This window comes from Dyadobacter luteus, assembly GCF_003383615.1.
Taxonomy (GTDB): Bacteria; Bacteroidota; Bacteroidia; order Cytophagales; family Spirosomataceae; genus Dyadobacter; species Dyadobacter luteus.
On record NZ_QNUL01000016.1, the window covers coordinates 132505 to 146503 of the forward strand.

Below are 13999 nucleotides of genomic sequence, written 5' to 3' on the forward strand. Positions count from 1 at the left end.
TTGAAAATATGCTTACTCTTCTTTTAATTCTTTTACCTATTGCAGCCGCTGTTCTTACACTGGCTAGCGGCTCACGCCTTGCAAAACAGGTCGCGTTAGTCGGCGGTTTGGCAGAATTAGGCCTGGCAGTTTATGCCTGGTCGCAGTTCGATCCCGGGGCAGGCGCTCAGTTTGTATTTAAATATCACTGGCTGCAATCCGCAGGAATCTCATTCGGAGGCAGTATTGACGGAATCAGCATGGTTCTGGTTTTACTAACTACTTTTCTGACACCATTTATAATTCTATCTGCTTTCGGTCACGATTACAAAAATCAGACAACTTTCTATGCTCTGATTTTATTCATGGAAGCAGCACTCATAGGTGTTTTCACCGCTACAGATGCATTCCTGTTCTATCTTTTCTTTGAAGCGGCACTTATTCCGGTTTACTTTCTTGCGGCAGTATGGGGAGGAGAAAACAGGGCGAAAATCACTTTTAAGTTCTTTATCTACACCATGTTTGGTAGTTTATTTATGCTTGTTGCATTGGTATTCCTATACTATCAGACACCGGATACGCACACCTCAGAAATTGCAGCATTCTATAACCTGCAACTGAGTCCGCTTGCACAAGGGTTTGTTTTCTGGGCTTTCTTTATCGCGTTTGCTATCAAAATGCCTTTGTTCCCCTTCCATACCTGGCAGCCGGATACCTATACAGAATCCCCTACACAGGCCACGATGCTACTTTCGGGTATTATGCTGAAAATGGGGGTTTACGGTTTGATCAGATTACTGTTACCGATTGTACCTGCCGGCGTTGAAACATGGGGATTACTTGCTGTAATACTTTCAGTAATTGGTATTATCTACGGATCCGTCATCGCGATACAGCAAAGAGACATGAAACGTCTGGTAGCCTATTCGTCATTCGCCCACGTTGGCCTGATGTCCGCAGGTGTTTTTTCTCTTTCTGCAAATGGATTACAGGGAGCAATGGTACAGATGCTTGCTCACGGTATTAACGTCGTAGGTATGTTCTATGTGGTGGATCTGATCCAAACCCGTACTAAAACAAGGTACCTGGATCAACTCGGTGGTATTTCTCAAACATCTCCTCAGTTTAGTATCTATTTCATGATTTTACTGTTGGGAAGTGTTGCTCTGCCACTAACGAATGGATTCCCCGGCGAATTCCTGTTGCTTTCAGGAGTATTTGGTTACAATGCATGGCTTGGAGCTATTGCCGGACTTACCATCATTCTTGGTTCTGTATACATGTTACGTCTTTACCAGAAATCCATGTTCGGACCTAAGTCCAACTGGGTGGAAGGTTTTAAAGATCTTACACTAAGCGAGCGTGCAGTTCTTTTACCACTTGCCATTATGGTATTCTGGATAGGAATTTTTCCTAATACATTCCTGAAGATTTCAGAACCAGCTATTACGCAGATATTGAAAATAATTGCCAGCTAATCAGACGCTGACAAAATAAAATTAGTAAAAAGCGAAAGCAGAAACCATTCGGTAAACAGTCCTTCGCTAAATCCTAGTGACAAACGATAATAAGTAATATATGTATCCCATTGTATTGTTGTCAGTTTTTGGAATCGTCACACTCTTTTTAGGGTTTTCGAAATCTAAGAATATACTTTTACCATCCGTCCTGCTATTTCTGGCTATTGCTTTAGCCTCCAATTTTGTAGACTGGAACCAGGGGCCACTACTCTATTTCTACGACATGCTGCGTGTGAATAATCTCACACTTGCGTTCAACGGAATTGTACTTATATCGGCATTCATGATCGTCGCGATTTCCGGTGGTTTTCAGGACAATGCAGATTCCGAACCCGCAGAATATTATGCACTGATGTTGCTTTCGCTTGTGGGAGCCATCATGATGATCGGTTTTGAGCATCTTATTATGCTGTTTATAGGCGTTGAAATACTTTCTATTGCCATGTATATCCTTACTGGTAGCAATAAAAGAAATCTTCGTTCCAACGAAGCCGCTTTGAAATACTTTTTGATGGGTGCTTTTGCTTCCGGTTTCATGCTATTTGGAATGGCATTGTTGTACGGTGCTACAGGCTCTTTTAGTCTATCGGGAATACAAGCCTTCGTAAGCATCGGGCATGCCGCGATGCCCTCTTACATCCTTTATGCGGGTCTGTTGTTATTGCTGATCGGGATGTTATTCAAAGTTTCCGCAGCACCTTTCCATTTCTGGACGCCTGATGTATATGAAGGAGCGCCAACGATCTTCACTACGTTCATGTCTACAATTGTTAAAACAGCAGGATTTGCTGCTATTTACAGATTACTGGATCATTCATTTACTAATATTTACAGCTTCTGGTGGATCGTTGTAGCGGCCATTGCGATACTAACACTAATGGTTGGTAATATCGGAGCAACCAGCCAGAGCAGTTTCAAAAGAATGCTTGCTTACTCAGGTATTTCCCACGCAGGGTACTTACTTATTGCAGTAACGGCACTATCTAAGCCTACTCAGAATGCAATTGTTTTCTACTCATTGGCTTACTCTTTGTCAACGATTTGTGCATTCGCTGTACTTATTTTAGTATCGAAGGAAAAAACTATCGACGGACAGCCAGACGAACGCTACGACGCATTTAACGGGCTTGCTAAAAGCAATCCTTTCCTTGCATTCGTTTTGACGGTATCCATGTTGTCACTGGCAGGAATTCCACTAACAGCTGGTTTCTGGGGTAAGTTTTTTGTATTCACCAGTGCAGCAGACAGAGGTATAATCTGGATTACTGTTATTGCTGTTTTGATGTCGACAGTTGGTATTTATTATTACTTCCGCGTGATTATCGCTGCCTATCTTAAAGAAGGCGATGTAAGTCAAATCCGGGTTGCACCTTTTTATCAGGTGATTCTGGTTCTGGCTACTTTCTTCACTCTATTGTTTGGCATTGCACCAGGTCTGCTGGAAGGGATTATATAAAGCTTATAAAATACTGAAGCGAAGGACCGTACATGACGTGCGGTCCTTTTTTTGTTACTAATTATCGTTGTGCCGTATCAAGGTTGCCAGAGAAGCTGTTCAAACTATTACTCTGGTTACACACGCACTGATACAGAATTATGGAACAATTACTTTTACGTGAAAGTATTACCCTGGATTCAAGTAACATCGAAAACTACATCCACGGAAAAAGAATAATGATTACCGGCGCTGCCGGATCCATTGGCAGCGAATTGTTAAAACAAGCCCTTCAATATCAACCTGCACATATCGTTGCTGTTGATCATTCTGAATCTGGCATTGCGGGATTAAAATTGCACTTTCCCCTAAGCACATTATCTACCCCGGTGGCAGATATCAACGACCCTGATCACATGAAGAGGTTGTTTTCTGAGTACAAACCAGAAATTGTATTTCATGCTGCAGCCTGTAAACATGTGAACTTACTAGAAACACAGCTCATACCAGCTATCAAAAATAATATCTTCGCCACTCACGTTCTCGCGACATTAGCAATTGAATTTGGTGTCTCGAAGTTTGTTTTTATTTCGACCGACAAAGCCGTAAATCCAACCAGTATAATGGGGCTTTCAAAACGGATTTGCGAACTGTACCTTCAATCTTTGAAGACCAATACGCAATTTATCATCACACGATTCGGCAATGTGCTAGGATCCAGTGGTTCAGTTTACCCTATTTTTCTGGATAGAATAAAGCAGAATAAGCCTCTTGAAATCACCCATCCCGAGGTGACCCGTTACTTTATGACAATTCAGGAATCTGTATTGCTGGTACTCGAAGCCGCAGCGATCGGGAAATCCGGTCAGATCATGATTTTTGAAATGGGAAACCCTCTCTCTATTGTTGAACTGGCAAACCGTATGATCACGAAATATCAAAAGCCAGGGCAACATATTGATATTGTTTTTACAGGATTGCGACCTGGTGAAAAACTACATGAAGAACTACAATACCTGCATGAAAAAACGGTCAGGCTCTATCAAGGCAAGATCAGAATTATTGAATCAGAAGCCAATTCCCAATCAACAATTGAGGCAGGAATTAAAAAACTACGGAAATTAATAAAAACCGCCACAATACCTGAACTCAACTTAGCACTTAAAAGTATACTTTGAAATTCATATCGCCTGAATAGTGAAGTTGCATAGCGCTGATTTACAGGCTTAAAATTCTAATAGAATTCTAATCGGATATGTGTGCAGAAATACTTTTATATTGACTTTATTACTCTCGTTTTGAGCACATTTTACATATTCGTTGTGAATGATTTTGTGTCAATCCGCATGGCAATAGAGAATTTTACGTATTATACTCTGTGCATGAGTCTTATGCAAATACAATTAGCATTGTGATTGAACTAAAATTGAAACATTCTGTGTTAATTGGCGGATAAGAGTTATTTAAATATAATATTTACAAGAAAATAAAACTGACGCAGATACACGATTCGGGTTTTTCAATCAAAAAAAATACTTAGTTTTGTGTAATGACAGAATGATGCAGTAGTTTCTTTGATGTGTTATAGAAAACCTTCGCAGTTTTATTTTACAAGTCTATAATAAACCCCAATACCAAAAGAATGAAATATTCAGTGCATGCCGAAGGCAAGTTTCAATTTATCGATGAAGGAAAAGGCGAAACTCTGTTGCTTTTGCATGGCCTTTTCGGTGCGTTAAGTAACTGGGACGGGATAATTGATTATTTTTCCGACCGTTACAGGGTTGTTATCCCGCTTCTTCCAATTTATGAACTTCCGCCGCGAGAGGCGGGTCTGGAGGCATTACTTGCTTTTCTGGAGGAATTTGTTGCTTTTAAAAACCTTACCAATGTTACCGCCATCGGCAATTCCCTTGGAGGACACATTGGTCTGTTATATACTCTAAAAAACCAGGACAATGTACATAAACTTGTTCTGACAGGGAGTTCCGGACTTTTTGAGAATTCAATGGGAGGATCTTTTCCGAAAAGAGGAAGTTATGACTATATCCGCGAACGTGTTGCTTACACATTCTACGATCCGGCGGTAGCTACAAAAGATTTGATAGATGAAGTGTTTGAAACAACGTCCAGCATTCCAAAGTGTATGAGTATTGTTGGAATTGCCAAATCAGCTCAAAGACACAATCTGGCGAAAGATCTGCATCAAATCACCGTTCCTACTCTGCTTGTGTGGGGACTGAACGATACCATCACGCCTCCGCATGTAGGTTATGAGTTTAACCGGCTGATTTCGGATTCCGAATTACATTTCATTGATAAATGCTGCCACGCACCTATGATGGAACGCCCGCAGGAATTTAATGTTATATTAGAGAGCTTTTTAGAAAAACATGTTTCCATTCCGGTAGCATAGTTGTAAAGAGCCTTTATTGGCTCTTTTTTATTTTAAAAGTTTTTCCAAATTTGACACATACTTGTTTTTTTGATACATTCGGCAAACTACACTATTAATATGCTGGCTACTACGCTTATAAATCCTATGATCCCTGCCCTGAAACTTACCGACCAGGTAAGCACGGCTCTGGATTGGATGGATGAATTCCGTACCAGCCAGCTCATAGTTGCAGAGTCGGGACTTTACAAAGGAATTGTTTCACAGGATATCCTTTTCGATATCCACGACACGAGCGAAACCCTTTCGCGTGTTATTATCCAGCATGAAGATATTTATGCGTTGGAAGATCAGCATCCCTACGAACTGTTAAGACTTGTCACCGAATTCGGTCTTACGATCATACCCGTTGTACGGGATGGCAAAATACTTACCGGCAGCATTTTACTGAATGATCTGGTAGAGCAATTCGTCAATGAACTGGGTGTACAGGAAAAAGGAGCCGTACTGGTATTGAAGGTAGCAGAAAGGGATTATTCTCTTTCTGAAATCAGTCGTTTGATCGAATCCAACGGTACTAAAATTTTAAGCAGTTATTATTCTTCCTCAGAATCCTCGCACCTGTTACAGGAATCACGACTGACGCTTAAACTCAATCGTACTCACATCACTCCCATCATAGCTACACTGGAAAGATTTGGTTATGATATACTGGAAGCACATGCCAATGACCCTATTGAAACGTTAGATCAGGAAAGGCTGGATATGCTTCTGCGGTATCTGGCAACATAATCCGGATTGACTAAATATTCCCGTGTATTTGAATCGGTGTAATTGTCGCGTATCTTTCGGGCAAAACCATGATCTACTTTTTCTTCCATGAAGATAGCCATTCACGGACGTAACTTTAATGAGTCCGCTCGCCCTTTCATTGAAAATATGTTCAATGAACTGGCAAAACGTGAAATTGACGTAAGCTTATCTCCCACATTCCGTACATTTCTTGATCAGCAGGAAATAATTCACAAAACTTCTCTGGTTTACGATAAACCGGAAGACCTTGACGGGACAAAACTGGTCGTGAGCATGGGAGGGGACGGAACACTGCTCGAAACTATCTCACATGTTGGTGCAAAGGAAATTCCTGCAATTGGCATTAATGTAGGCCGGCTCGGTTTTCTGGCTACAGTTCCTCCTGAAAGAATTTCGGATATGATTACGGCACTTGACAATGGCCAATACCGTATAGACGAAAGAACACTCGTTGCTATTGATAATGCCGATCTTTTCGATGGCATCAATTTCGGATTAAACGATTTTACGATTACTAAAACGGATACCTCGTCGATGATTACGGTACATACCTATCTCAACGACGAATTTTTGAATTCGTATTGGGCCGATGGATTGATTATATCCACTCCTACCGGTTCCACCGGCTACTCACTCAGTTGCGGTGGCCCTGTACTTGTACCACATTCACAAAATTTCATAGTAACACCTATCAGCCCCCACAACCTGAACGTAAGACCTCTTGTTGTTGAAGATACTGCTGTGTTAAGATTAGAAGTTAAAAGCAGAAGCAATAACTTCCTTATATCCTTGGATGCCAGGTCACGTATTGTCGATGAAAATACGCAACTAACAATACGAAAAGCTAACTTCAGAGCAAGACTTATCAAAATGCTCGACGATAGCTTTCTCAATACCTTGCGCAGCAAGCTTTCCTGGGGGCTTGACATGCGGAATTAACACATACAATCACACACACAACCACACATGAAACTTATTCTTCACCAATTCGACCTAAAACTTAAACACACCTTCACCATTGCGCATGATTCCCGTGATGTGCAACCAACGCTTATTGTTGAGTTAAGAGATGAAAATCTGTCCGGCTTTGGAGAGGCTACATCAAATCCATACTATGGCATCACCATAGAAAATATGATGTCATCTCTTGACGCCGTAAGAACGATTGTAGAAACACCTGATTACACATCTGCTGAACAACTCTGGGAATTAACCCATCCTGCACTTAAAAACAATCCATTTTCTCAGTGTGCACTCGACGAAGCTGCTCATGATCTGTTTGCAAAGAGAGTAAAGCGAAAACTATATGAGCATTGGGGTCTCTCAATTGATCAGAATCCACTGACCAATTTTACGATTGGAATCGACACCGTTGAAAAAATGGTATCTAAAATGAAGGAGCTTCCCTGGCCTATTTATAAAATAAAACTGGGAACTCACGAAGACCTTCGTATTATTCAGGAGCTGCGAAAACATACTGATGCTATCTTCCGGGTGGACGCCAATTGTGCCTGGACAGCGGCAGAAACAGTCCGTAATGCTCCGATATTAAAGAGCCTTGGAATCGAATTTATTGAGCAACCTCTGCCTGCCGATGACATCGAAGGTATGAAGCATGTATACCATCAAAGTATTCTGCCTGTTATTGCAGACGAAAGCTGCATCACAGAAAAAGATGTATCACAATGCAAAGGACTTTTCCATGGTGTGAATATAAAACTTACAAAATGTGGTGGCCTGACTCCGGCATTAAGAATGATTGATGAAGCTAAATCATTGGGAATGAAAACTATGATTGGATGTATGACTGAGTCCAGTGTAGGTATTTCTGCTATTGCTCATCTACTGCCTTTACTTGATTATGTTGATATGGATGGATCGTTGCTTATCGGCAATGATCCGGCTTCAGGGGTGACTTTTGACTATGGGAAAGTTATTTATAGCGCGACAACAGGTACCGGGGCAGCTCTCCTGTAAACAGTTTCAGAGCAGTTAAAACTATTCCGAAGCATATGGAGATCTTCAAATCCAATAGTATTCCTGGAAGGACTGTCCATTTACAGGACGGAATAGAGCTACTATGGTTCAGTGGAACAGACTATCTTGGGATGGCCCACAACGAAGAGCTTCGTAAACACCTGATCACTGGTTTTTCATTCCTGGGAAACCATTACGGGGGCTCGCGCAATAATAGTCTCCGGATAAATGTATTTGAAGAAACAGAAGAAGAGCTCGCTGATTTCGTACGGGCTCCGGGAGCACTCACAGTATCGTCCGGAATGTGGGCAGGGCAGTTGGTGCTAAAAGAAATTGAAGCAATTGTAAAGAAGTCAGGCAGCACTGCCATTCATTATCACTATGCCCCTGGTACACACCCGGCTATTCGCGGTAATCAGTATAAGTCTGAAAAAACTACATGGAATGAATGGGCTCATAAAACTATAGAGACGATAAACCGACATAATGATAGTTCTGCCCACATTATAGTTAGTGACTCCATTGGATCTCCCTGGGTAGAAAAATTCGATTTCAAGTTGTTTGACAATTTAAATCATCCAAATGTTTGGTTTGTTATCGATGATTCGCACGGAGTTGGCATTATAGGAAAAGATGGACGCGGAATTTATCAGGAATTACAGAAACTCGCCCCTCACCGAGTGATTGTGACAGCTTCCCTCAATAAGGGAATGGGGATTCCGGCAGGGGTATTATTTGCTGAGCCGGATGTAATTGGTCTGTTGCGAGTATCCCCATGGTTTTCTGCAGCCTCTCCTCCCCTGCCTGCCAGCATGTATGCGTTGAATATATTTTTGAAAGAGCAGGGATATGACGACCTATATCTTCGTTTGATGCAGAACACTGTCTATTTGCAAGATAGCATTGCTGAATGTAAGTACCTGACAATGGTTCCCGGCTACCCGGTAATGTGTACCCATGTTCCTCAGCTCTTTGAATATCTTCTTGCAAATGGCGTTCTCGCCTCGAAATTCCCTTATCCCTCTGCTCATGATGAACCGGTTACAAGAATAGCGATATCAGCACTACATCAAAAAGAAGACCTCGACCGAATGGCCGAGGTCTGTATATCTTTTCAGAATAAACTTAAATCTTAGTCTTCCTCAGTATTTCCACCAGTTGTAGCCAATTGCTGCTCCTCACGAAGTTTTTCTCTTTCCACTCTTGAAGAAACCAGAATACTTATCTCATACAATAGAAATAATGGAATCGCGACCAAAATCTGGCTATAAATATCCGGCGAAGGTGTGATCACCGCAGCTACGATCAGAATTACAATCATAGAGTGCCTTCTGTATTCGCGCATGAAAACAGGAGTAAGAATTCCAATTTTGGAAAGTACAAACACCACAATCGGAAGCTGAAAAGCTACCCCACACGCCAAGGTAAGTGTGGCAACAAGAGATATATAAGATGTAATACTGAACTGATTTATAATGGACGGATCCAATGTATAACTCGCCAGGAAGTTGATTGCTAACGGAGTAACCACATAATAACCAAACAGAACGCCGGAAAGGAAGAGAAATGTAACATAGAACACCGCTCCCCGCGCTGAACGACGCTCAGAGGGACGTAAACCAGGCTTTATAAATCTCCACATCTCCCAAAAAGCATATGGAAACGCAAATATCAAACCGGCAATTACAGACGATGTCATACTCATCGTGAAGTTATCCCCCATTCCTATTGCCTGAAGCTGGAAGTTAAGCGCCTTCACACAAAGATCGTCGTAACCGACAATTACGGACAACTTACACAACATTCTGTAGGTCCAGAAACCAGGTTTCGAAGGAGCTACAATCACATATTGATATATTTCCTGGATGTAGATAAATGCAATGATAGCAAATACCAAAATTGACCCAACTGCACGGATCACGTGCCACCTCAACTCTTCCAGATGCCCTATAAACGACATCTCACCACCTGAATCTTCTTCTTCCTTGTCAAATTCCTGATCTAAGGGCATATTTTAAAAAAGTGTATAATTCTACAAGTACATCCGACGATGATCCGAGCTACCGAACTATTTGTTAAAAACTATTAAGCTGTATACGAGAAAATAATCAGATAAGATCATTTTCAGGACTAAAACCTGAAATTACTTAAAAAAACCCGCCGGAATAACTCGACGGGTTTTTTTAATATTGTTATAATGGTCAGCTTAGTCCATTACAAAAGGATAGTCATTTTCTACATACACATCTGTGTAGGCTTCACTTGCATCCGGGAATTCTGATTCTTCAGCGAACTGAACCGACTCTGCAACGATTTCTTTAACCTTCTTGTCAATTGCATCCAATTCTTCTTCTGTTGCCAGTTTGTTTTCCAGAATTACCGCACGAATCTGCTCGATAGGGTCGCGCTGTTTGTAATCTTCAACCTCTTCCTTAGATCTGTACTTCTGAGGATCGGACATTGAATGTCCACGGTAGCGGTACGTACGGAATTCAAGGAATGTAGGACCATCTCCTTTGCGTGCACGCTCAGCAGCACGGGAAACCGACTCATGAATTGCCTCAACACTCATACCATCAACCGGCTCAGAAGGAATATCGTAAGCCTCTCCCAATGTGTATAATTCAGTAACATTTGAAGAACGGGCTACGGATGTACCCATGGCATAACCGTTGTTCTCAACAACGAAAATTACAGGTAACTTCCAGGTCATTGCCATGTTAAGCGCTTCGTGAAATGCACCCTGACGGATCGCACCATCACCGAAGTAACAGATACAAAGTTTTCCTGTTTTGTTATACTTTTCAGCAAAAGCGATACCCGCTCCCAAAGGAATCTGAGCACCAACGATTCCGTGTCCACCGATAAAGCCTACTTCTTTATCGAAAATGTGCATGGAACCACCTTTACCTTTAGTTGTTCCTGTTTTTTTACCGTACAGCTCGGCCATGATTGCGTTGGGACTTGTACCCAAAGCCAGAGGAATACCGTGATCACGATAAGCAGTGATATATTTGTCACCTTTTGTAAGTGCAGTTGCAGCTCCGGTAGAGCACGCCTCCTGACCTATGTAAAGGTGGCAAAATCCACGTATTTTCTGCTGACCGTAAAGCTGTCCCGCTTTTTCTTCAAACCGGCGCTGCAATAGCATATTCTCGAACCAGAACATATAACGTTCAGTCGGATGCTGTAATTTTTTTGGAGCTGATGCTTTCTTTTTTTCAGTAACGGTGGCCATAAAATTTGGTTCACGTTTATATAAAGACAGAACTTTGTCTTTAAGTTAGTGGTTTGAACAGAGTCTGTTTTGCCGAACTCACGCAATGATTTGCGAAAATAAGCATAAACTATATAACAAAGAAGTTCATGTGGCTAGAAAAGCTCCATCTTACATACTTTAAGAACCACGAGGAGCGGGCATTTGTCTTTGGAACACATGTGAATTGCCTGGTTGGAGAGAACGGAAGTGGCAAAACAAACCTTCTGGATGCTATTTATTTTCTAACCCTTACCAAAAGCGCCTTCCAGAGTCAGGATGCACTCGCTATACGCCACGAAAGTGATTTTTTTGTAATTGACGGAATTTTTAAAGAGCCGGAGCGGAACATTCAGATTACCTGCAGCCTTCAGCGTGGTCAGAGGAAGGTTTTTATGGCCGACAAAAAAAACTACGAACGCCTCAGCGAACATATCGGCCGTTTTCCTTTGGTCCTGATTGCTCCCAATGATACAGATTTGATTCGCGACGGCAGTGAAGAGCGCAGGCGTTTTTTTGACGGAGTACTTGCGCAGGCTGTACCCGATTACCTTCAGAATTTGCTACAATACAACAAACTACTGGTACAGCGTAATAGCCTCCTCAAATTATTTTCGGACAGAAATTATGTAGATAACGACTTGCTTGATACTTACGATGAGCCTTTGGTGGATTTGTCTGTCCGGATATTCAAGTCTAGAACTGATTTTATGAGTCAGTTTCTCCCACTTTTCCAAAGACATTATGGATTTATCAGTAATGAAAAAGAAGATGTGGTTGTAAAATATGAAACAGAAGTATCGGAAGCCGGCTTCTCAGACGATTTTCTCTCACATCGTCAGCGGGACCTGCATGCCCAGCGCACTGGTAAAGGAATCCACAAAGACGATTTCGGATTTGAAATTGACGGTGTTTCTTTGAAGAAATTTGGCTCGCAGGGTCAGCAAAAATCCTTTGTAATCGCCCTGAAACTGGCTCAGTTTGAGCTTTTAAAGATCGAAAAAGGAAAAACGCCGATTATTCTTCTTGATGATATTTTTGACAAGCTGGACGATAAACGCATACACAAGCTCATCGAATTGATAGATACCGGATTTCTCGGCCAGGTGTTCATTACAGACGCACGTCCTGAACGCTCTGCCAAAATACTGGAAAATGTGAAGGCAGATGTGCGATTTTTTGAAATTGAAAAAATGATTTAAACGCAGTGCTCATGAAATTGTAATTTCATGAGCACTGCGTTTAAACTCAACTTTTATACATACTTAGAATCCAGTTCCTTCGCCTGAGCAACAAATTCCTTCACTTTTTGCTCATCTTCCTTTTTGCAGATCATCAGCACGCCATCATACTCTGCAACTATAAACCCGTCAAGACCATTAACCACTACCAGCTTTTCAGAAGGCGTTTTAATAATAGAGTTGGTTGTATTGTGCAAAATCAGGTTCCCTTCTGTTACATTCTGATTCTCGTCTTTCTCCGATACTTCGTAGAGTGATTTCCAGGTTCCAAGATCCGACCAGCCAAAACTGCTTAATACCACATGGACATTATCCGCCTTTTCCATAATACCATTATCCACGGAAATACTTCCGCAATGTTGATAAGCCCTTTCGATGAAAGACTCTTCAGATGGCTGATAATAGTGGGGGCTACCTGCTTCAAAAATCTCAGCGATTTCAGGCTGATGCTGCTCCAGCGCCTTTTTAAAAGATTTAATGTTCCAGATAAAAATACCCGCGTTCCAAACAAAATCACCGCTATCCAGAAATTGTAGCGCTAGCTCCAGCTGAGGTTTTTCTGTAAAAGATTTTACCTTTTTAACGGTTAACTTATCTGGGATATATTGGATGTACCCATATCCTGTATCAGGCCGCGTAGGCTGAATACCAAGAGTTACCAGAATATCGTCAGTCCTGGCAGCGCCCAGTGCAATTCGTACAGTATCTCTGAATACCTCTTCATTTAATATGATGTGATCTGCCGGAGCTACGACCACATTAGCATCGGGATTTTTAGATGCTATTTTGTAACAAGCATAAGCAATACAAGGAGCTGTATTCCGGCGGTTTGGTTCCAGCAATATCTGCTCATCCTTCAAAGCGGGAATCTGTTCCTTTACTAGATCCTTGTATTCCTGACTTGTAACAATATAAATATTTTCAATCGGACAAACACCGTCGAACCTGTCAACTGTTTGTTGTAAAAGTGTCTTTCCTGTTCCTAAGACATCATGAAATTGCTTGGGGAAGTCGGTTCGGCTAAAAGGCCAGAACCTCGTTCCTACGCCACCGGCCATGATGATTACGTGTGTTTCCTTCATTATTTATATGCAATATGTTTTTAGCTATAAACTTTGGCAAAGCTAAGGATTATGGAGAAATAAGCTCTGCTAAAGTCAAAAGGTTACAAAGGAATCACTCCTTATAATTCCTAAAAGTTGTATAGCAATAACTGATATTTTCACCTGTTTAGGCAGGAATTGCATTTTATAAATACCTTTCCTTTTAAAATTATAATTTTTTAATATTTAAAGAAAAAATATAATAATACTAATTACAATTTAAATGGACGTATTCTTAATATATGGAAAACAGGTAAGTGAAATTACGTTGTCAACTGAT

12 protein-coding genes are annotated in these 13999 nt (G+C 41.3%); 9 read left to right on the forward strand and 3 right to left on the reverse strand.

Annotated features, from left to right (window positions below):
* Positions 1 to 8: 8 nt before the first annotated feature.
* From DSL64_RS18625 to DSL64_RS18660, 8 genes are all read left to right on the forward strand, one after another.
* A complete protein-coding gene (locus tag DSL64_RS18625) occupies positions 9 to 1457 on the forward strand; it encodes a complex I subunit 4 family protein (RefSeq protein WP_115832428.1) in 1449 nt (482 codons plus the stop codon).
* A 100-nt stretch (positions 1458 to 1557) separates the two neighbouring features.
* On the forward strand, positions 1558 to 2955 hold the full coding sequence (locus DSL64_RS18630; protein WP_115832429.1) for an NADH-quinone oxidoreductase subunit N: 1398 nt from the start codon (positions 1558 to 1560) through the stop codon (positions 2953 to 2955).
* A gap of 140 nt (positions 2956 to 3095) precedes the next feature.
* Positions 3096 to 4112 carry a polysaccharide biosynthesis protein gene (locus DSL64_RS18635; protein ID WP_115832430.1) on the forward strand — a complete coding sequence of 339 codons (1017 nt, stop codon included), beginning with the start codon at positions 3096 to 3098 and terminating at the stop codon, positions 4110 to 4112.
* Positions 4113 to 4576: 464 nt separating this feature from the next.
* Complete coding sequence (locus tag DSL64_RS18640) at positions 4577 to 5350, forward strand: alpha/beta fold hydrolase (RefSeq protein ID WP_115832431.1); 774 nt, start codon at positions 4577 to 4579, stop codon at positions 5348 to 5350.
* A gap of 69 nt (positions 5351 to 5419) precedes the next feature.
* Positions 5420 to 6121, forward strand: coding sequence for a CBS domain-containing protein (locus DSL64_RS28980; protein ID WP_310587855.1), 702 nt, complete (start codon positions 5420 to 5422; stop codon positions 6119 to 6121).
* An 87-nt stretch (positions 6122 to 6208) separates the two neighbouring features.
* Positions 6209 to 7081, forward strand: coding sequence for an NAD kinase (locus DSL64_RS18650; RefSeq protein WP_115832432.1), 873 nt, complete (start codon positions 6209 to 6211; stop codon positions 7079 to 7081).
* A 27-nt stretch (positions 7082 to 7108) separates the two neighbouring features.
* Positions 7109 to 8119, forward strand: coding sequence for a dipeptide epimerase (locus DSL64_RS18655; RefSeq protein WP_115832433.1), 1011 nt, complete (start codon positions 7109 to 7111; stop codon positions 8117 to 8119).
* Positions 8120 to 8154: 35 nt separating this feature from the next.
* A complete protein-coding gene (locus DSL64_RS18660) occupies positions 8155 to 9255 on the forward strand; it encodes an aminotransferase class I/II-fold pyridoxal phosphate-dependent enzyme (protein ID WP_115832434.1) in 1101 nt (366 codons plus the stop codon).
* Here the strand turns inward: DSL64_RS18660 and tatC are convergent.
* Positions 9252 to 10130, reverse strand: coding sequence for a twin-arginine translocase subunit TatC (tatC, locus tag DSL64_RS18665; RefSeq protein WP_115832435.1), 879 nt, complete (start codon positions 10128 to 10130; stop codon positions 9252 to 9254). The two genes, DSL64_RS18660 and tatC, sit on opposite strands and share 4 nt — an antisense overlap.
* A 195-nt stretch (positions 10131 to 10325) precedes the next feature.
* Entirely contained in the window at positions 10326 to 11357 is a 1032-nt protein-coding gene (pdhA, locus tag DSL64_RS18670) for a pyruvate dehydrogenase (acetyl-transferring) E1 component subunit alpha (protein WP_115832436.1), read from the reverse strand.
* A gap of 128 nt (positions 11358 to 11485) precedes the next feature.
* Here pdhA and recF point away from each other — a divergent pair, with 128 nt between their 5' ends.
* Positions 11486 to 12577, forward strand: coding sequence for a DNA replication/repair protein RecF (gene recF, locus DSL64_RS18675; protein WP_115832437.1), 1092 nt, complete (start codon positions 11486 to 11488; stop codon positions 12575 to 12577).
* A 53-nt stretch (positions 12578 to 12630) separates the two neighbouring features.
* Here the strand turns inward: recF and DSL64_RS18680 are convergent, their stop codons facing one another.
* Positions 12631 to 13698: a mannose-1-phosphate guanylyltransferase gene (locus tag DSL64_RS18680; protein ID WP_115832438.1), complete on the reverse strand. Its 1068-nt coding sequence runs from the start codon at positions 13696 to 13698 to the stop codon at positions 12631 to 12633.
* Positions 13699 to 13999: the final 301 nt, after the last annotated feature.